Raw genomic sequence first — 19,509 nt, 5'->3', positions numbered from 1 at the left:
TGTTGGGCGCCTAACTATGGGGCGTCTAGCTATCCGCCCATTCCGCAATCTTGGCCTTGCCCCACGCCACGGTCGTGTCCAGATCGGGAAGGCGATCCGTTCTGATCCGATCCCAAGCGACGCGCTGAGATGGCCGTTGCGCCATGTGCGTCAGGGCTGCCTCCAAACCGTCGAGCTTCGCCTTAAGAAGTGACGCCAGCGCATTTTCGGGAATTGCGCCGGCGGGCGCCTCCGCGTGCAGGATGGCCCAGTCAAATAGATCCCGGGCGGTCAACGCCCATCCACGGAAAAACAGCTTTTTCGCCAGCACTTCGGCCGGCGGCTCCAAAGGAAAGCGGGTTTCCGGCGCGGGGGGATTCCATATATCAGATACTTGCGGAAGCAACGGCGCCGCGACGACGAAATCGATTTCGCCCTCGGCGAAGCGCAGTTTCACATGCGCGTTATCTTCGTTGTAGCCCGCCAACTCATTCTCGAACATGTCATTCAGTCGCGGCGAAACGTACGGGAGCCATCCCGGCGAATCAACGAACAGGTCAACATCGTCGCTGATCCGGTGATTGAGGGCGAGCATCAAGCGCGTACCACCCCCTAACACTGGCTGGAAGGAATTGCCGCCGTGAAGGCGGGCGTTCTCCACCAGAAGCCGCGCGTGCGATTCCAAACGCCTCCATGGGCCGGATGACCGGTGGAGCAGGATGTCTTCCCTGGAAGTGCGCATCAAAGTACCCCCTTAAGCGCTTCCTCCCACCGGACTGCCCTTGGCAGGTCAAAGTGCTTTCGGGCGTTTTGATAGAGCGCCTCAGCTTCTTCTAGTCGCACGCCCGCTTCAAAGCTGGCTCTACCAATGAATTCAGGTTCCAGTTCAAGGAACATGTGCGCCAGCAGCTCTTGTGCAAGCGGATCGCTTGCAGCCAAGGAGAGATTGCCAGCGCGCAACGCAGTGGCGACATCAACTGCACTCACCACCTGTCCATACGGAGCATTGAGGTGTGTTGCAATCATCTCGAGGTACGGGGTCGATGGCGGTGGCAAGGGCAACTCCTGACGGGACGGTGAGGGCCTTTCGCGCGTCTTTGGTGCATTATCCCCCGTCTGGGGGCGGCAGGCTTGGCGCATGCTGAAATTGTGCGCTCGCCTCACCCCCGCACATCGATCCGCGTCTCGAACTTGGCGCGATGCACCGAGAAAAACGTGCGCACGTTGCGCACATTGGCCTGCGCCGTGAAGGCGCGATGCACCAGCGCGTGATAGGCGGGCATGTCCTTCACCTGCGCGATCACCACGAAGTCCGGACCCGGCGACACCCGATAGCACTGCAGCACGGCGTGCTCCGTCAGCATGCTTTGCTCGAACGCATCCAGGCTTTCCGCCGCCTGCACATCCAGCGTGATCTCCACGATCGCCGTCAGCGTGCTGCCCAGTTTCTCGGCCGCCAGAATCGCCACCTGCCTGTCGATCACCCCTTCCTCCACCAGTCGCCGCACCCGCCGCAGGCAGGTCGGCGGCGACGCATGCACCTTTGCGGCGAGATCCTGGTTGGTCAGCGAACTGTCTTCTTGTAACTGTTCAAGAATGCGCCGGTCCAGATCATCCAGTTCGGGTAGCGAAATCGGCATCTTTTGCATGATTAATTCAGCAATGTGAATTCAATGAAAGATTATTTAATCACATTTGTGTAAGGGAATTAACTGCCAAATTCATCAATATAAAGAAATCAAATTTCTTTAGGGGTCGCGCACAATGCGTCGGTACACGAACCTACCGGAGTCACTCCTATGTGCGGCATTGTTGGCGCCGTCGCCCAGCGCGACATCACCCCGATCCTCGTCGAAGGCCTCAAGCGTCTGGAATATCGCGGCTATGACTCCTGCGGCGTCGCCGTCTACGCCGATGGCCACCTGCGCCGCACGCGCAGCACGCAGCGCGTGGCCGAGCTGGCCGACCAGGTCGCGCAGGACAAGATCCAGGGCTTCACCGGCATCGCCCACACCCGCTGGGCTACGCACGGCGTTCCCGCCACTCATAACGCCCACCCGCACTTCTCGCACCTGGGCAACGACGAGCCGCGCATCGCGCTCGTCCACAACGGCATCATCGAAAACCACGACGAACTGCGCGCCGAGCTGCAAGCCGTCGGCTACGTCTTTGAAAGCCAGACCGACACCGAAGTCATCGCGCACCTGGTGAACCACCTTTACGCCGGCGACCTCTTCGAAGCCGTGCAGAACGCCGTGCGCCGCCTGCATGGCGCCTACGCCATCGCCGTGTTCTGCCGCGACGAACCGCATCGCGTCGTCGGCGCGCGCCAGGGCTCGCCCCTGGTGGTGGGCGTGGGCCAGAACGAAAACTTCCTGGCCTCGGACGCGCTGGCCCTGGCCGGCACCACCGACCAGATCATCTACCTGGAAGACGGCGACGTCGTCGACCTGCAGCTCTCGCGCGTCTGGATCGTCGACGCCGCCGGCAAGAACGTCGACCGCGAGGTGCACACCGTGCACGTGCACACCGGCGCCGCCGAACTGGGCCCCTACCGCCACTACATGCAGAAGGAAATCTTCGAGCAGCCGCGCGCGGTCGGCGACACCCTGCAGGACATCGAGTCCATCACGCCCGAACTCTTCGGCGACCAGGCCTACAAGGTCTTCAAGGAAATCGACTCCCTGCTGATCCTCGCCTGCGGCACCAGCTACTACGCGGGCCTCACCGCCAAGTACTGGATCGAATCCATCGCCAAGATCCCGGTCAACGTCGAAATCGCCAGCGAATACCGCTACCGCGACAGCGTGCCCAACCCGCGCTCGCTGGTCGTCACCATCTCGCAGTCCGGCGAAACCGCCGACACGCTGGCCGCGCTCAAGCACGCGCGTTCGCTGGGCATGGAACACACGCTGACCATCTGCAACGTGTCCACCAGCGCCATGGTGCGCGAGTGCAAGCTGTCCTACATCACGCGCGCCGGCGTCGAAATCGGCGTGGCGTCCACCAAGGCGTTCACCACCCAGCTCACCGCGCTGTTCCTCTTGACGCTGACGCTGGCGCAGACCCGCGGCAAGCTCACGGAAGAGCAGGAAGCCGAGCACCTGAAGGCCCTGCGTCACCTGCCCTCGGCCATCGGCTCCGTGCTGGCGCTGGAACCCCAGATCATGGCCTGGGCCGACCGCTTCGCGTCCAAGGAAAACGCCCTGTTCCTGGGCCGCGGCATGCACTACCCGATCGCGCTGGAAGGCGCGCTCAAGCTCAAGGAAATCAGCTACATCCACGCCGAAGCCTACCCGGCCGGCGAACTCAAGCACGGCCCGCTCGCGCTGGTCACCGAGCACATGCCGGTCGTCACCATCGCACCCAAGGACGAGCTGCTGGAAAAGCTGAAGTCCAACATGCAGGAAGTGCGCGCGCGGGGTGGTGAGCTGTATGTGTTTGCGGATGCGGACAGCAAGATCCAGAGCGCCGAAGGGATGCATGTGATCCGGATGCCGGAACACTACGGCAAGCTGTCGCCGATTCTGCATACGGTGCCGCTGCAGTTGCTGTCGTATCACACGGCGTGCGCGCGCGGAACGGATGTGGATAAGCCGCGGAATCTGGCGAAGAGTGTGACGGTGGAGTGAGGCGGGGCGGGCTTCGGCCCGCTTTGAAAACGAGGAATAAAGTCGGTCGCGCGGAATAAAGTCGGTCGCGAGTCGAACGCGCCATATCGTCACCGATTGTGTTGCGAAGGTGGATTCATCGGTTGTTAAGGCGTGGGAGGGGGCCGCAGAGCGGCCCTCTTTTTGGTGCACCGATTAGCTCGGGGCGCACCAGGCTCTGTACGGCCGGAGTTCGGACCTGCGCGTCTGAGTGCACTTGGGGATAGCGGTCATCGACGACTGGCCGCTTTCGACCCAAAGCGGAAGTTCGATGTGAAAAGCCCGATGGCTGCTTCGCAACAACATCCGCCTGTGGGCACTGCGGGTTGGTTCATGCTGATTGCCACGAAGCGGATGTTCAGTTCGGCGACGCGTAGTGATCCGAGCGGCAGCACCGCTTAGTACTGCTGTCATATGACCTCCGCGTCATAACTTGATCAGTTGGACCAACCGCTTCAGTGTCACCTGGACTGGCGACTTCGACCTACGGGAGACGTCGACTAAGTTGATCTCGTTACCGTAAAGCCGCCGTTCGCCTCTGCGCGGTATGACATCACCCGCTTAGGCGCCACGCCGCTAACGAACGCCAGCCCGGCGCAATTGCTCTTCGCGCCGCACGATGCGCGCGATGTTGTGCCATTCCGTCGCTGTCAGAGCTTTTCCAATTTCTTGCGGCGGAACATCGCTGGCCCGATACCAGGTCTGAGCCAAGAAATGCCGCTCCAGTTCATCCGGCCCAAACCGGTAGCCGTGCCGGGCGAAGATCTCGTTGCGCGCGACTCGCAGCTCCCACAGGCTGAGTTGCGCAAGCTCACGCGCCTTAACGACACGCTCCGACAGCGCTGGGTAGTCACCCCGGTTCTCTTGACCACCCGACATCACTCGGCAGGTGTAGTCATCGTCCGCCCTGGAACCGTCCGGCCGCGTGGTCGAAGGAAACGGATTGCGCTCGCATGACGGGAACGCATAGTTGGCCACCATCGCCGGATGTGACTCCAGGCCAGGATTGAGCGGGCCCCTGAAGATTTGCTTGAAGACCACTCCCCGCGCGCGCGGATCACCCCAGAGCAAGAAGCCGGAATGAGAACCGCCTGAGCCAGCTCTTCCGTAGCGGCTTTGCTTTGGCCAGCCTTTCGCCTTGCCGGACGACACAGGGTAGGGCAACCCGATGGCCTGCCACTGCTGATTGCCGTCAATCGACGATACCGCGCGCAGCAGGATGTTGAAGGGTTGACCGGCCGTTGCAGCGAAGATTTTGCGAGGTGTTTCCTGCGGGTTCGCCTCCAGCGCCAGATCGTTGTACACCGCGTTCAATGCGTCAGCGCCCAGCAGCGCCAGCTTCGACAGCACGATAGCGTTGTAGAGGGCCGGGAAACGGTCTTCCGATACGTTGTCGTTCTCGCTGGCCAGACCGGCGTCCCGACGTACCAGGACCGCAACGTCTCCCATTTCCAGAAGGCGCGATTTGCTGTCGTCGGTCGCGTAGATGCCATTGAGGCGCGCGTCCGAGATGCGATCCTTGCTACCGATCAGTTCAATCAGATTGGCAAGCTCGCGGTTCGCTAGGAAGGTCACGACCTCGCCGGCCACGTGACCTACCGCCTTCTTGACTTCCTTCTCCAGTGGCTTCTTGACCTTCTTCTCGAACTCCTGCTGCACCTTGACATTCGGCGCGATTAGCCAGCCGAGCGATCCCAGGCTGTCCACGACCTTGTTGGTCTCCGAGGTCAGCTTGTCGTGCAGATCCGTGTAGATGTCTTTCGCGGTGCAGATAGTCTGCGGCACTTCGCTCGGCACTGCACCGAGGACGGGACTCCAGCACTGATACCACTTGATGTAGGGTTCGAGCGCGTTGCCGCCCTTCTTCTCCAGGATGTTCACCGCAAGTTCCTGACTGGCGCCGGAGAAGGCGATGGACGCCCGCCGGATATCGGCCGCCCAGTGCTGCAGAAACAGCACGATGGGGTTGTAGCGCGCCAGCAAGTCAATGATGGGCGCCAGGTCCTTGTTGAGCTTGTCGAGAAATTGCTGGGCCTGTTGCGCTACCTTTGTCGCTTCTTCCACGCCCTTGCGCGCGGCCTTGACGCCGTCAGCCTCCAGCTTGCGTTGCGCGCGATGGATCTCCAACTGCACCCCGACCGTCTGTTGTGCGATCTTGGCGTCGGCAATGGCCTTCTCCGCCTCAGCCACCTTGCGGCCCAGGTCTTCGCGCAATTTCTTGAGACTGGCGATACCGTTCAGCGCCTCGTTGAGCGCTTTCTCTTTCGCGGCGAATAGCTCCTTCGCAGTCTTCAGGGATGCCTCGGCACTGGCATAGGCCGGGTTGAGTTCGCAGGTGGTCTTCACCCAATCCCCGAGCCAGCCAAAAATGGTCTCCTGCCAGCATGAATACTGCTTGATGGCCTTCGGGGCCTTCTCGGCCTCCTTGAGGACTTCACCAGCAACCCTGGCCGCGTCGCGCAAGCCCTCCAGGCCGCTCTCCAGCCCATCGAGTTGGAGCTTCGCCACCTCCATCTGCTGCCGCCAACCAGTGATCAGCCCCTGGTTCTCGTCGATGAACCTGGCGACATCCAGAAGCGCCTTCTCGGCAGCCGCGATCAATTCATCACGCTTCTTCAACGCGTTCTCGGCATCCTCCAGGCCCTTGCCCGCCCGCTTCAGCCCTTCCTCAGCCAGCTTCAGTTGCATCTTGGCCGTCTCCAAGGGCTGGAGCTTCTTCGCGCCGATGTCATTGATGGTCTTCGAGATTGACAGCGCGTCCTCGTAGAGCTTCTGTACGTTCTCGTGCAGCACTTCGATGGCGACCACATGCCCGGTTACCGATCCGGCCTTCTTGAACTGGGCGGATACCGGGTTAGCCAGCATCAACTGGTCGGCAACGAATTCGTGCGGCGCTTCAGGTGTCGCGGCGTGCTTGGACCAGATGCGCGGCGTCCGGTCAGCGATATAGCGCTCCAGCACGAAGTGCCGTACTTCGATCTCGTTGCTCCCAATATGCTTCGAGATGTCGAAGATGCCGCCAGCGTAGTGGTTGACCCAAGAATGGGCGAAAACATCCGAACTGGCATGTGACAGGAATCCGCTGACCCAGGCTAGTTCGGCGGCGCCCTCTGCCTTAGCCGACAGGTGCCTCAGGAAGTCGTCGGTGCCCCAACCGTGCTCCAGGCCCGGATGCACTGTCACCTGTGAGGTTATGAAATCGGGAAACACATCCGGACCAAGGGAACCGGCTAGGTAGGCGCTTGGATTGCCTTTTAGCGCTGCGAGCGTTGCTGCTGGGATCGGATAGCGCCTGGCGCAGCGACCTCCAGGTTTTGCCGACTCAAGTGCTTCGCCTGCACACACGGATATCGAACCGGTGAGCGCATCGTCCAGTACGTTGGTGGCGATATAGAGATGCGTGTCGAGCGAGAACGCGAGGGCGCTTTGCACAGCGACGCTGATTGCTACGGCTACTGCTGTCGATCGCATGCGCCTGCCGCCGAGATGCAACACGTGCCTGACCATAGATCGCCCCCGCAGTAGCCAGTTCGGCTTTAGCGGCACATTATCTGCAGAATAAGCATGACACCATCCCCAATTTTGAGGATGACCTCGCCCGGCCGTGTCGTCATTAAAGAATCCCTGGTGGAATCCAATCAAGCATTTCCAGCATGGAAAGTTGCAGGATACTGGTTTGACAGCGGTTTTCCGATGACCGTTGAAGGTATTCGAACGGTCACTTGAGTTCCGGCATGGTGAACGACCGGTTGCGGTGATTCAAAAGATCCCAGTCGTCTAAATTGAATGTCTGGATCCAGCCTGAACCGGACATTCCTCCTTGTGGTTGGGACGATCGCTTCTGGCCGAAAGCGGCCACCATGACGGCGCTAGGTATCGCCGGCCTGCATGCGCCAAGAAGCGGTACGACATTTCCATTCGCAACTCGGTCAGATTGAACCCGGGAGGCAGGGACGTTGCGACCGACTTTTGTTCAATTTTTTTGGGTTGAAGGCCCGAGGTCCAGGGTGCGACCGACTTTGCCCCATGTTTTCTAATCCTGGATGTCTTTCAAAATCAATCGGTTACGCGGGTCGTTTGCGACCGACTTTATTTCCAGTTTTCAGTATTGAAAACAGGAAATAAAGTCGGTCGCTCGACATAAAGTCGGTCGAGCGCGAAGGGCCTCTATATCCCAAGATCTGCGCCATTTGTCCTAGCTTTCACCGTCGTAAAAAGGGCCGCACAAAAAGCGGCCCTTTTCTATGCTGGTGGCGCGGCTGGGTCGAAAGCCGCCATCAACGCGTTGAGCCGGACTTAATGTGCGACGCAGCGCTTACATCGCGGTTTCCGCCATGCGCTGCGATGAACATTGCCACAGCCGACCGGCAATAGGATTCGATTTCGTGGTCGTCTTCTGCCTTGGCCTCATCGAAGCGAACAATTGTCAGCAGGTCGGAACCTTTGATGAGCGCGGCAAACAAGCGCGCGGATCCACGAGGATCCGGCACGCTCAGAGCCTCGCTCGCGTGCAACTGACGCAACAGGTCCTCGATCTGAGCTATGACGTAGGCGGGGCCGGCCTCGTAATGCAGCTTGCTCAACGACCTTTGATTCGTCTTGTCGGCCACGATCATGGCTTCGACATTGCGGACTTCCGGGCTCAAAAGCGTGCGAAGCAGGAAAGAGCCCACCGCCACGAGCTGATCCTGCGCTGAACCCTCGACGCCTTTAATGAGCGCCTGAGGTGCAAATTGGTTGCAGTGCGCCGCGATGGCCGCGCTGAATAGCGCCTCCTTATTCTCGAAATGACGATAGATGCTGAGCTTGGATATCTTCGCTCGCTGGGCGACCTTGTCCATGGTCGTTGCTTGAAAACCCAGTTCCACAAACAGTTGCGTGGCCGCGTCCACTATCGTTTGGCCCAGCGCCTCGTTGGCGGGCCGGCCGCGCCGGCCCTGCATTTTTTTTTCCGCCACAGGTATTCCAGTACTTGACAGTATCGTAAATTACAATTTAGGATACTTCATGGTATCTGAAATTTGCACGCCGGTGAATAGGCTTCAACACGGTAGCTGCGCTTTCCGGCACCGCCTCGCGCACTCACGGCTCACCGCCAAGCGCAGCCCCCAATCCCTGCCATAGAGAACACGGATCCCAATACCATGAATGACGTCATCATCATCGGCGGCAGCTTTGCCGGCCTCGCCGCGGCACTGCAACTCGGCCGCGCCCGCCGAAAGGTCACCGTTCTCGACACTGGCCTGCCGCGCAATCGCTTCGCCGACCATTCACATGGCCTGCTCGGTCACGATCACAAGGCACCGCTGGACATCCTGACCGAGGCGCGGGAGCAGCTTGCGCGCTATCCCTCAGTCAGGCTGGTCAATGCAAGGGCTGATCGCATTTCCGGCGCCTTGGACGATTTCTCTGTCTTGACTGGCGATGGCGAAAGCCTTGGAGCGCGCCGCCTGATCCTGAGCTATGGCGTGGCGGACCAGATGCTTGGCATCCCGGGGTTTGCCGAGGGCTGGGGCACGTCCATCGTTCCCTGCCCATATTGCGACGGCTTCGAAGTCTCAGGGCGGCATTGGGGTCTCGTCTGGTCCGGCCCGCCGTCGCACAACTACGTCAGGCTGTACCAGGACTGGACCGACACGCTGACGGTCTTCGCGCATGGTCACGACATCCCGCCCGACGCCCGGGCCGATCTCGCGCGCCGCGGCGTCCAGGTCGTTGATGGTCTGATCACCGAGCTCAACCATCACGACAGCCATAACGTCACCATGAAGCTCGATGCAGGCCCTCCTGTCGCAGTCGACATCCTGTTCGCCCATCCGCGCAACAAGCCTTCTGCACGCTTGCATGAGTCGCTGGGCCTCGCCACGGTCGATACGCCCCAAGGGGTCGCCCTCATGGTCGACGAGCGCCGCCAGACCAGCACGCCTGGCATCTACGCCGCGGGCGACCTTGCCAACCCTGCCATGCATTCAGTGAGCACGGCATCATGGCAAGGCGCGATGGCCGGAATCTTCGCACAGCAGTCAATGGTGGTTTGAGTTTAGGGATTCCCTTCTTCCGTTGCGTCGTCGCCTTCGAAAGGTGGGCGTGGATCGGCGCGAAGAAGGACTTAGCGACGCGTCAAGGAGACGACATGGCCGAGCAACGTGCCGATCAGATCGGTGACTGGAGTGGTAAAAGCGGGGAGCGCTGGGTCGCCAACCAGGCCCGGCTCGACGCGATGGTGGCGGTGTTCGGCCAGGCTGCGCTAGAAGCCGCCGCGCCCGCGACGGGTGAGCGCGCGCTGGACATCGGCTGCGGCGCGGGCGCGTCTAGCCTGGCTCTCGCAGCCCGTGTCGGCGCAGGGGGCCAAGTGCTGGGCGTGGACATATCCGAACCGCTGATCGGCCACGCGCGCTCGCTTGCGCACCAGGAAACGCGGGTCCTGTTTCAGGTGGCAGACGCCAGCCGCGCAGAGCTGCCCGAGGGCGCGTTCGACATCCTTTTCTCGCGTTTCGGCGTAATGTTTTTCGACGATCCAATAGCGGCGTTCACCCACATGCGACGCGCGCTCCGGCCCGGTGGAAGAGTCGCTTTCGTCTGCTGGCGCGCCGCGGCGGAGAACGATTGGGTGCGCCTGCCAATGGGCGCGCTCAAGGGTATCGTCCCGCCGAACTCGCTGCCCGATTCTGAAGCGCCCGGCCCATTTTCGTTCGGCGACCCGGCGCGCGTGGCGCAAATTCTGTCATCGGCCGGCTTTACAGATATTGCTATTGTCCCCTTCGACGCTGCCGTCCCGTTCGGTGAGGGCGGGACGCGGGACGCTGCGGTCGATGACGCGGTGAAAATGACACTCGAGGTCGGCCCGTTGTCGAGCGCACTCGCTGACCAGCCCGACGACATCCGCGCGCGCGCCTCGGCCGCAGTTCGTGCCGCCTTTGCTGAGCTCGCCGGCGAGCGGTCGGTGACGATTAGCGGGGCGGCGTGGATCGTCACGGCACGCAATCCAGTAAGTTGACAGTTGACGTGGACTGGTGCGCCAGAACCGGTAATTCCCGTGCCTCGGGGCGGGCTCACCTTGAGTGGCGCCGGGTCTGTGCTGCGTTGGCCAAGATGATCCTATCGGCAAGCGAAAGACTGATGGAGTGCCTCGCTGACCAGCGGGCCGGCATTTTCCTCGAGACGGTTGGCTGGCAGCGTGGACAAGTAGCTGTACACCCTGTCCTTCAATTCGTGGGGAAGGACGCCGGTCGAGGTGCACCAGACCGTGCCTTGTGTCTGGTCGGCGATGCCGACGATGTAGGCCTGCGCGTAGGAGGAAGAGAATTGCTGGCGAAGCGATGCATCGCGAAGTTCCGATGGCATCCGGCCTTCAAGGGCCGTGGCAAGCTCGGCGCCGGTAAAGTGCCAGGTCCTTTCTGCCTGCGCCTGGCACACCGCGCAGGCGGACAGCACGCTGACCAGTGCTAGTAGTCTCATTGGCAACGTTATCCTTTTGGTCCGCCTGGTGGCGTTGTCGTGTGCGTTGTGTTGTCCCTGCAGGATGCCTGCGTTGTCTCAACAATGGTCGAGCTGATCGGACGCCAGGAATACGCCTTCGGAGAGATACCACTGCCCGTCGGTGCCGCGCCATCTGGCAAGATTCTCGCGGGAGGTGTGGAGTTTGAGTAAGGCCGGATAGGGTTCGGACATGGCAGCTATCGAGTCTCGGATTCTGACCAACTTTTCTTGTACCAAATGAGGGACGTCAGGCCAACTCTCCAGGGATGCGAAGCGTTAGTTCCTTGGCGCAACGACGTGTCGTTTCCTTGGGCGCAAGCCGTTCCCCTGTTCATCTGATGCGCTGCCTCAAAGCATCACTGCGTCGCCGCTGTTTCTCTGGCGGCCCGTTGGTCGGATTCCGATACCAATGCCGTGCCCGACCATCCCGCCCCTACCGCCTTGTACAAGGCAATGCCTCCTTGCAGCTGCGCCAGTTGGCTGAAGGCCAGCGCATCGCGTGCCTGGTTCAGGCTGCGCTGCGCCACCAGCACCGGCAGGTAGGCGCTCAACCCTCGCGCGTAGAGTTGGGAGGCCTGTTGCAGGGCCTGTTGGCTGTCGGCCACGGCGTTCTGTAGCGCGGCTTGCCGTTGGCGTTCGCTGGTCCATGCCGTCAAGGCGTCTTCCACGTCGCGCAGCGCCAATCGCACGTCGCGCTCGTAGATGCGCCGCACCGCGTTGGCGTTGGCCTGGGCCGCGGTCACGCCCGCTTGCGCGCGGCCGCCGTCGTAGAGGGACTGGCTACCCTGCATGGCCGCCGACCACGCCAGGCTGGCGCCCGAGAACAGGTCGTGGATGACGCTGGCGGTGGTGCCGAGCCCCAAGGGAATGCGGAACGTCGGGAAGCGTTCGGCCTGTGCGACGCCGATCTGCGCGGTGGCGGCGGCCAGGCGTCGTTCGTCCGCGCGCAGGTCGGGGCGTTGGCGAATGACGTCCGAAGGCAGTGACAGCGGAAAGTCGACCGGCATGGGTAAAGCCGGTGCGGGCGTTGCGAGGGCGGTGTGCCAGTCGCCCGGAAACCCGCCCGCCAGCACGCCGATGGCATGGCTGAAGCGGGCGATGTCCGCTTCCAGCAAGGGCGGCTGCGCCTGGGCCATTTGGCGCTCGGCGCGGGCCTGGGTGACGTCGGCCAGCGTGCCCAGGCCGCTGCGGTGCGCCTGTTCCGCCAGGCGCTCGGCTTCGGTCAGCGAGCGAATGTTGTCCTGCGTGATGGCCAGGCGCAGTTGCGCGGCGCGCAGCCCGGCGTAATCGGATACCAGTTCGGCCACCAGACTCACTTGCAGCGCGCGATGGTCATCGGCCAGCGCCTGGATGCCGGCGTCGGCAGCCTCGACCGCGCGGCGCGTGCCGCCGAACAGGTCCAGCTCCCAACTGGCATCGAACCCAAGATGCCAGGTTCGCGCCTGTCCGCCGGGCTGGGAGCTGAGTGCCTTGCTGCCACGTACGGCCTCGCCGGCTGCGCCGACCGAGACTTCGGGCATGGCGGCCGAGGCGATCTGCACGCGCTCGGCGCGTGCCTGGCGCAGCCGCGCCAACGCGATGGCCAGGTCCAGGTTGTGCGCCAGGGTCTGATCGACCAGGCGGTCGAGTAAGGGATCCTGGAAGGCGCGCCACCAGGTGCGCAGGCCATCGTCGTCGCCATCGGATAGGGCGGCGTCGGCCTCGATCCAGTGCGTGGGCACGTCCAGCGTCGGCGCGTGGTAGTCCGGGCCCACGGTGGTGCAGCCGGTCAGGACGGCCAGCAGCGAGGCCAGCAGTGCCCGGCGGAGGCGTGGCTGCGTGCGGGGGATGGGTGCGTGCATGGCCTTGTCCTCACATCCAGCGGTGCAGCAGCGAGATCAGCCGGCCCTGGGGCACCGGCGTGCCCGCCGAGGGCGTGACCTCGATGCTGCCCGTCATGCCGGCGGCCAGCACGACATCATGCGGGACATGCTCGAACTCCACGCGCACGGGAATACGCTGCGCCAGCCGGACCCAACTGAAGCTGGGTTCCACGCTTGGCAGGCCCTGCGCATCGGCCTGCTGGTTGCTGTCGGTGATGCCCCGCCCGATGCTGGCCACTCGCCCCGGCAGGACCTGGTCGAATCCCATCAGGCGGATCCGCGCCGCCGCGCCGGGCTGGATGCCGCGCAGTTTGGTTTCCTCGAAATATCCGGTGATCCAAAAACTGTGGGCATCGATCAGGGCGAGGTTGGGCTGGCCCGCCACGGCGTAGTCGCCCTTGTTCAACCGCAGGCGCGTGACGTAGCCATCGGTCGGCGCACGAAGTTCGGTACGCGCCAGATCCAGCTTCGCCCTGTCCACGGCGACCCGCGCGCCGCGCAGTTCGGCCCGCGCGATGGCCTCGGCCTGAGTCGCCCGCTGGATGTCCTCGGCGGGCACCAGGCTTTCCATGCCGCGGCGTCGCCGCGCCTCCTCGCTCTTCTGACGCAAGGAGACCTCGGCCGCCGCCAACTGCGCCTCGGCCTGGTCCAATGCCAGCGCAAAGCTGGCGTTGTCGATGCGATAGAGCACCGCGCCCTGTTTGACGTATTGATCGTCCGCGACCGAGACCTCGGCGACGGTGCCTGACACCTCGGGCGCGATGCGCACGATCTGCGCGCTGACACGTCCGTCGCGGGTCCAGGGTGCGATGACGTAGGCGCGCCACAACGCGCTGACCAGAAACCCGGCGGCGACGACCACCGCGAGGGTAAGTCCCGCCCGCAGCAGGCGCTTGGCGGAAATTGAACGTTCAGACATAAAGCACCAACAGGGAAACAAGGCAAAGAGAAATGGCGAACTCGAACAGGCCCGGATGCCATACCCAGCGCAGCACGCCGCTGCGCACCAGCACGAAGCGAAGGCCCAGATAGATCGGCAGGGTCACGCAGGCGTAGACAAAGAACGGCGGCAGGTAGATGCCGGCCAACGAGAACTCACTGAGCATGGGCATGGCCTCCAAAGGGGTGTGGAACGCCGTTGGCATGGCGTTCCAGCAGCGCGGCGATGTCGAGCAGCACGATCGTCACGCGCCGCACGTCATCCGTCGCGGCGCTGGACCGCGCCGGCAAGCGCGCCAACGAGGCCGCCGCGCGGCGGGCATGGCGTGCGGCCCGCGCGGGGTCACCGGCCCGCTGGCCCATAAAGCGCAACGGGCGCGCCACCACGCGCGGCCACGCGACGTCCTGGGGCGCCTGGCGCAGCCAGCGTCGCAAACGCAGGACTTCCCGGCCCAGATGCAGGCTGGTCAGCGCCTGCGCGATGGCGCGATCCATCGCCTGCGGCTGCGTCCTGAGCAAGGCGCCCAGTTGCGCGATGCGGTGTTGCTGGCGCCATTGCCAGGCCGGCGCATCGGCCGGCTCGCCGCGCAAGGTGCCCAGCGCCTCGTCGCGGATGCGCTGGCGCAAGCGCGCAACGTCACGCGCCCCGTTGCGCGGCAGCACGATCCTGAAGCCCAGCAGCGTGAAACACGTCGCCAGGATCCAGGCCACGGCGCCATTGAGGAACACGGCAAAGTCGTAGCGCATGGGGTTGTCCGCCGCCGCCAGTGACGTGAACGCCACCAGATAGGCCACGCCGGCCAGCGCATGACGCGGCAGCGTGGTGGCATACACACCGGGCAGCCAGAACAGGCTCAGGATCACCAGCAGCAGCGGCAGGCCCGAGATGTGCGGCAGCACGATGAAGGTGCACAGAAAGGCCATCGCAACGGCCGCCGCCGTGCCCTTGATGAATTCGACGGCACCCATTGTGGGATTGGGCGCCGTGGACAGCAGCGTGCATGCGGCCGCCAGTCCGGCCAGCATCATGTTGCCTTCTGTCCAGCCGGTGGCGATCCAGAAGGCGCCGCCCATCACCACGGTCAACAGGGCGCGCACGCCATTCTGCAGGGCCGCCATCGTGTCGCGGTGGAACGGCACGGACACGCGTGCGGCCGTCGGCCTGGGTTGGTGGAAACGTTCGATGCCTTCGAGCGCTTGCAGGTAATCGTCAAGCTGCTCGATCAAGCGATCGCCTGCGATCATCAGCGCGGCCTGCTCGGAGGCGTCGTCCAGCGAGGTTGCGGTGAGCGCGTCCACCAACCGGGCGCGCAGGTCGGTCAGAAGCCGGATGGCGCGCGCCCTTCCGGCCGGGCCGGGTTCCTGCTCAAGCGTCTGCCCGACTTCCCGCCATGCCTGTTCCCAGTCCGGCTGCAACGCGCGCAGCACAGCCAAGCCGGCGCTGTGTTCGCGCAAGGGCGGCGTGCCGCCCACCAGGGCGGAAAACAGCGACACCATCGTGTGCCGCACCGTGCCGGCACGATGGGCCAGGTCGGCGGACTCGGCCTTGCCCAGCGCCAGCAGATCGTCCACGCCATACACCTCGGCGATGAGCGAGCGCCTTCCGGCATCCAGGGGCTTGGCGCCCGGTTCGGCGCTGCCTTGAATGGCCTGGTGATGCGTCGCCAGCACGCCTGCCGTGGCGGTCGCCAGGCGGTCGAGGAGCGAGGCCAGACGGCTGTGCACGCTGCGGCTGCTGAACAGGGCCGATACCAGCGCCAGGCAGACCACGCCGAGCAGTACGGACGCGCCGCGCCCCATCACCTGGTCGAAGGTGCGTTCCGGATGCTGCATGGCGCCGTAGGCAGCCAGGCCCACGGTATAGCCCGCCAGCGCGGCGCCATACGCCCGGAAATGACGCAGCAGGGTCATACCCACCACGCACACCCCCAGCCACGCGCCAAAGCCAAGCAAGAACAGCCAGGGCATCTGGCCAAAGGCGCTCATCAGCACGCAGGCCGCCAGCATGCCGACCAGCGTACCCAGCACCCGCCACACCCCTTTGCCGATCACGCCGCCCTGAACAGGGTTGATGACGAGCAGCACGCTGGAAGCCGCCGCGTAGGGCGCGTGCAGGTCCAGCAGATAGGCCGCCGCCAAGGCCAGGCAAGCGGCCAGGATCGAACGCATCACATAGGTCGCGCGGGGCGTCGTCAGATCGAGATAAGGAAGTCCACGCGCCAACCCTTCCCAGAACCGGGACGGCCGTGGAGAGACGCCTGGATGCGCGTCAGGCACGTTCGCGGAATGCACGATGCAGCCCTTCTGCAGTGATCAACAGGCATCACTGTAGGCAGGCGCAATCATTCCGAAAAGTGCATTTATTGCACTCGGATGATTGCGTATTACGCACGCATTGGCGTGCGCGCGCCGCTACGGCTTGGCGCGCTTGGCCGCCTGCGCCTGGCTCTCGCTGCAGAGCGTATGGATGGTCTGCCGCAGCCATTGATGGGCCGGATCTCCCTCCATGCGCGGGTGCCAGGCCTGCGTCAGCAGCACCGTTTCCAGCGGTGTGGGCAGGTCGAACACGCGAATGCGCAGGCCCGCGGACAGCGCGGTGCTGGCCAGATGCCGGGGCAAGGGCAACAGCAAATCGGAATCCTGCAATGCGAACAGCGCCGTGTACGGATTGGGTAGCACCAGGGCGACGTGCCGGCGCAGCCCCTGCGCCTCCAGCGCGGCATCGACGGGCCCGGCGGCCTTGCCGCGCCGCGACACATTGATGTGCTCCCAGCGCGTGAGGCGTTCGGGCGTGATTTCTTCGGCGAAGATCGGATGGTTGGCGCGCGCGACACCGACGAACGTCGTGGTGAACAGGGACTGCACGCGAATCTCCGGCCCCAGCTTGCGCGAGGCACTGATGAACAGGTCGATGCGGCCACTGCGCAGCGCCTCTTCGTCGAGGTCGTCTTCCTCCGGCGAAAAGCGCAGCATCGCCCGCGGCATCTCCTGCGCCATCGCATCCAGGAGATGGCCCAGATGGATACTTACGAACTCATCGGTGGCGCGGACGTTGAAGCGCCGATCCAGCGATTTCAGGTCGATCTGGGCATCGGAAGCGAACACCTGCGAGGCCTGTTCTACCGCCACCCGCACCTGTTCGCGCAGTGCCAGCGCCTTGGGCGTGGGCATGAGCTTGCGGCCGACCTGGACGAACACCGGATCGCCCAATGCCTCCCGGATGCGGCTCAAGGTTCGGCTCATCGCCGGCGCGCTCAGGTGCATGCGGCGCGCAGCGCCGATGACGCTGCCTTCGTCGAGCAGCGCATCCAGCGCCAGCAGGAGATTGAGATCGGGACGTGGCATGGCTGCGCGCTCCGTGGGTTTACCGTTGCGCAATCATAGGTTTTTTCAGATAGCGGATGAAGCATTCAACGGAAAACTCGCATGCCGTTCATCATCAACGGATGAGTCTGCACCATCGTGGCGAAAGTCGCGCTGGCAGGCTGCCTCCTGGGTTTGAGGCTTCTCGGCATCAGCGCCCATTGATGATTGAGTTTCGGGGCGCCATTTCTGGACAGGCCTGGCAGCCTGCGTTTTCGGCCTGTTTTTGCTAGGGGAATTCCCTAGCCGTCGGTCATGCCCGCCGCTCGCTTATCCAACCCCCGCAAGGCTTTCCGAGAGAATTCTAATTAACGCAACGCTTTTTTAAAAATATTGATATGGTTGGAAGCCTCCCCGCTATCTAGAATTCGCCGCAAGTCGGCCTGCGCGCTCAGCCAGGACGATTTTTCGGTATCACGGCCGGGCACCGCACCGGGCCGGTAATAGACAAGGGGAATCAATGCTCTCGTACACATTGCGACGGCTGCTCATGACGTTGCCCGTCATGCTGTTTGTCGCGCTGTTCGTATTCGGCCTGCTGGACCTGGCGCCGGGCGATCCGGCGGCGCTGCTGGCGGGCGAGGATGCCTCGCCGCAGGACATCGCGCGAATCCGCGCGACGCTGGGACTGGACCAGCCCTTTCTCCACCGCTTTGGAGAATGGAGCTGGAATGTGCTGCACGGTGATCTGGGCACGTCGCTCTTCACCGGGTTGCCGGTCAGCCACATGATCAGCCAGCGGCTGGTGCCAACGTTCTCGCTGATGCTGATGACGCTGTTTGTCTCTGTTGCCGTGGCCATCCCCATCGGCGCGCTGGCGGCGTGGAAGCACAACCGCGTGCAGGACCGCGGCATCATGGTCTTGGCGGTGTTCAGCTTTTCCGTGCCTTCGTTCGCGGTGGGCTATCTGCTGGCCTGGATCTTTGGCCTGCAGCTGCGCTGGTTCCCGGTGCAGGGGTATGTACCGCTTTCCACGGGTTTCTGGGCATCCGTGCACACGCTGGTGCTGCCGGCTCTGGCGCTGGGCAGCGTCTACGTTGCGCTGATCACCCGCATCACGCGGGCGACCTTGCTTGAAACCTTGAGCCAGGACTATGTGCGCACCGCGCGCGCCAAGGGCGTGGGCAACCGCGGCCTGCTGTTCCGCCATGCGCTCAAGAATGCGGCGGTGCCCATCATCACCGTCATCGGCAGCGGCGTGGCCCTGCTGATCAGCGGCACGGTGGTGACCGAGACCGTGTTCTCCATTCCCGGCCTGGGACGCCTCGTGGTCGACGCCATCCTGCGGCGCGACTATCCGGTCATCCAGGGGGTGATCCTGCTTTTCAGCTTCATGTACGTGCTGGTCAACCTTCTGGTCGATCTGCTTTACCGCGCCTTTGACCCGAGGATCAAGTACTGATGAATACCTTTACCGGCTTTCTCAAGCGGCATCCGACCACGGCGGTCGGCGGCGCGCTGCTCCTGCTGCTGTTCCTGATCGCGGTGTGCGCGCCGTGGCTGGGAACGGTGGACCCGACGGCGCTCTCCCCCATCCACCGCACGCGCTCGCCGAATGCGCAGTTCTGGTTCGGTACGGACCTGCTGGGACGCGACGTCTATTCGCGGGTGATCTACGGCGCGCGAGTGTCGCTGATTGTGGGCTTTACCGTGGCGGCGTTGTCCACCGTGATCGGCATATTCATCGGCCTGGCGGCGGGCTTTGTGCGCTGGGTGGATGCGGTGGTGATGCGGATCATGGATGGCTTCATGTCGATTCCGACGATCCTGCTGGCAATCGCGCTGATCGCGCTGACCCGCGCATCCCTGCAGAACGTGATCATCGCGATCACCATCGCCGAAGTGCCGCGCGTGGTGCGCCTGGTGCGCGGCCTGGTGCTGACGCTGCGCGAGCAACCCTATGTAGAGGCGGCGGTAGCCGCGGGCGCCAGTCGCCTGCGCATCGTGCTGCGGCACATTTTCCCGAACACGCTCGCCGCCTTGATGGTGCAGGCCACCTATATCTGCGGCGTGGCGATCCTGGCCGAAGCTAGCCTGTCGTTCATCGGTGCGGGCGTTCCACCGTCGGTGCCGTCGTGGGGCAACATCATGGCCGAAGGGCGCGCGCTGTGGCAGATCAAGCCGCACCTGATCGCCTTCCCCGCTGTGTTCCTGTCCATCACGATCCTGGCGATCAATATGCTGGGCGACGGACTTCGCGACGCGGTGGATCCGCGCATGGCCAAGAGGATCTGAGT

The 19,509-nt window shown here is 63.5% G+C and carries 17 protein-coding genes; 5 read left to right on the top strand and 12 right to left on the bottom strand.

What is annotated here, in order from left to right; translation table 11 throughout:
- Positions 1-25: 25 nt before the first annotated feature.
- The 3 genes from BMW75_RS03520 to BMW75_RS03510 all read right to left on the bottom strand — a co-directional run bounded on the left by BMW75_RS03520 (position 26) and on the right by BMW75_RS03510 (position 1,628).
- Positions 26-664: a nucleotidyl transferase AbiEii/AbiGii toxin family protein gene (locus BMW75_RS03520; RefSeq protein WP_254791931.1), complete on the bottom strand. Its 639-nt coding sequence runs from the start codon at positions 662-664 to the stop codon at positions 26-28.
- A gap of 56 nt (positions 665-720) precedes the next feature.
- A complete protein-coding gene (locus tag BMW75_RS03515) occupies positions 721-1,035 on the bottom strand; it encodes a hypothetical protein (protein WP_092576822.1) in 315 nt (104 codons plus the stop codon).
- 104 nt (positions 1,036-1,139) lie between these two features.
- Positions 1,140-1,628: an Lrp/AsnC family transcriptional regulator gene (locus BMW75_RS03510; protein ID WP_092576818.1), complete on the bottom strand. Its 489-nt coding sequence runs from the start codon at positions 1,626-1,628 to the stop codon at positions 1,140-1,142.
- 150 nt (positions 1,629-1,778) lie between these two features.
- On the opposite strand from BMW75_RS03510, the gene glmS reads away from it, so the two are divergent.
- Positions 1,779-3,611, top strand: coding sequence for a glutamine--fructose-6-phosphate transaminase (isomerizing) (gene glmS, locus BMW75_RS03505; protein ID WP_092576815.1), 1,833 nt, complete (start codon positions 1,779-1,781; stop codon positions 3,609-3,611).
- Between the two features lie 594 nt (positions 3,612-4,205).
- On the opposite strand, the gene BMW75_RS03500 is transcribed toward glmS, so the two are convergent.
- Together BMW75_RS03500 and BMW75_RS03495 are read right to left on the bottom strand one after the other, a co-directional pair.
- Positions 4,206-7,124 carry a YARHG domain-containing protein gene (locus tag BMW75_RS03500; protein WP_175493087.1) on the bottom strand — a complete coding sequence of 973 codons (2,919 nt, stop codon included), beginning with the start codon at positions 7,122-7,124 and terminating at the stop codon, positions 4,206-4,208.
- A gap of 782 nt (positions 7,125-7,906) precedes the next feature.
- Complete coding sequence (locus BMW75_RS03495; protein WP_092576809.1) at positions 7,907-8,572, bottom strand: TetR/AcrR family transcriptional regulator; 666 nt, start codon at positions 8,570-8,572, stop codon at positions 7,907-7,909.
- A gap of 201 nt (positions 8,573-8,773) precedes the next feature.
- Between BMW75_RS03495 and BMW75_RS03490 the strand changes: the two genes are divergently transcribed.
- Positions 8,774-9,667: an NAD(P)/FAD-dependent oxidoreductase gene (locus BMW75_RS03490; RefSeq protein WP_092576807.1), complete on the top strand. Its 894-nt coding sequence runs from the start codon at positions 8,774-8,776 to the stop codon at positions 9,665-9,667.
- Positions 9,668-9,762: 95 nt separating this feature from the next.
- Complete coding sequence (locus tag BMW75_RS03485; RefSeq protein WP_092577319.1) at positions 9,763-10,626, top strand: class I SAM-dependent methyltransferase; 864 nt, start codon at positions 9,763-9,765, stop codon at positions 10,624-10,626.
- A gap of 101 nt (positions 10,627-10,727) precedes the next feature.
- Here the strand turns inward: BMW75_RS03485 and BMW75_RS03480 are convergent, their stop codons facing one another.
- From BMW75_RS03480 to BMW75_RS03455, 7 genes are all read right to left on the bottom strand, one after another.
- Positions 10,728-11,087: a Rap1a/Tai family immunity protein gene (locus tag BMW75_RS03480; protein ID WP_092576804.1), complete on the bottom strand. Its 360-nt coding sequence runs from the start codon at positions 11,085-11,087 to the stop codon at positions 10,728-10,730.
- A 78-nt stretch (positions 11,088-11,165) separates the two neighbouring features.
- Positions 11,166-11,300 (bottom strand): hypothetical protein, encoded by a 135-nt coding sequence (locus BMW75_RS29840; RefSeq protein WP_256381712.1) that lies wholly within the window; start codon positions 11,298-11,300, stop codon positions 11,166-11,168.
- A gap of 164 nt (positions 11,301-11,464) precedes the next feature.
- Positions 11,465-12,949 carry an efflux transporter outer membrane subunit gene (locus tag BMW75_RS03475; RefSeq protein ID WP_092576802.1) on the bottom strand — a complete coding sequence of 495 codons (1,485 nt, stop codon included), beginning with the start codon at positions 12,947-12,949 and terminating at the stop codon, positions 11,465-11,467.
- A 10-nt stretch (positions 12,950-12,959) separates the two neighbouring features.
- Positions 12,960-13,889, bottom strand: a complete 930-nt coding sequence (locus tag BMW75_RS03470; protein ID WP_092576799.1) for an efflux RND transporter periplasmic adaptor subunit — start codon at positions 13,887-13,889, stop codon at positions 12,960-12,962.
- The gene (locus tag BMW75_RS03465) at positions 13,882-14,076 is read right to left on the bottom strand and encodes a DUF1656 domain-containing protein (protein ID WP_092576796.1); all 195 of its coding nucleotides are present in this window, start codon (positions 14,074-14,076) and stop codon (positions 13,882-13,884) included. The genes BMW75_RS03470 and BMW75_RS03465 overlap by 8 nt, the downstream gene beginning before the upstream one ends.
- A complete protein-coding gene (locus BMW75_RS03460; RefSeq protein ID WP_092577316.1) occupies positions 14,066-16,078 on the bottom strand; it encodes an FUSC family protein in 2,013 nt (670 codons plus the stop codon). The genes BMW75_RS03465 and BMW75_RS03460 overlap by 11 nt, the downstream gene beginning before the upstream one ends.
- Before the next feature lie 243 nt (positions 16,079-16,321).
- Positions 16,322-17,254 (bottom strand): LysR family transcriptional regulator, encoded by a 933-nt coding sequence (locus BMW75_RS03455; RefSeq protein ID WP_092576793.1) that lies wholly within the window; start codon positions 17,252-17,254, stop codon positions 16,322-16,324.
- A gap of 478 nt (positions 17,255-17,732) precedes the next feature.
- Between BMW75_RS03455 and BMW75_RS03450 the strand changes: the two genes are divergently transcribed.
- Positions 17,733-18,674, top strand: a complete 942-nt coding sequence (locus BMW75_RS03450) for an ABC transporter permease (RefSeq protein WP_092576790.1) — start codon at positions 17,733-17,735, stop codon at positions 18,672-18,674.
- The gene (locus BMW75_RS03445; protein WP_092576787.1) at positions 18,674-19,507 is read left to right on the top strand and encodes an ABC transporter permease; all 834 of its coding nucleotides are present in this window, start codon (positions 18,674-18,676) and stop codon (positions 19,505-19,507) included. Before BMW75_RS03450 ends, BMW75_RS03445 begins: the two co-directional genes overlap by 1 nt.
- Positions 19,508-19,509 lie beyond the last annotated feature (2 nt).

The organism is Achromobacter sp. NFACC18-2 (assembly GCF_900108985.1).
Taxonomy (GTDB): Bacteria; Pseudomonadota; Gammaproteobacteria; order Burkholderiales; family Burkholderiaceae_B; genus Achromobacter.
This window is presented reverse-complemented; position numbering and strand designations above follow the sequence as displayed.